The sequence below is a fragment of the Romboutsia sp. 13368 genome (genome assembly GCF_018336475.1).
In the GTDB taxonomy this organism is placed as follows: domain Bacteria; phylum Bacillota; class Clostridia; order Peptostreptococcales; family Peptostreptococcaceae; genus Romboutsia.
Genome location: NZ_CP048741.1, coordinates 1,307,398 through 1,307,633, shown reverse-complemented (window position 1 = coordinate 1,307,633; position 236 = coordinate 1,307,398).

The following is a 236-nucleotide window of genomic DNA, read 5'->3' as shown; positions in this document are numbered from 1 at the left end:
ATATTAAATTTACAATTTTAGAATATATTTCATATTATCTAACHATTTTGAAAATATACCAAGTCAACTCCTAAAATAAAAATTAAAACTCTTTGCTGTAACTTATACCAATAATACTACCATTATGTATTTCATCAATATCTTTATCACTAAAATCATCTATATAACGTAAGTTAACCCTAAAATTACCCTTAGAAGATGTATAATATATATACTCTCTATTTGATTCTTCATTT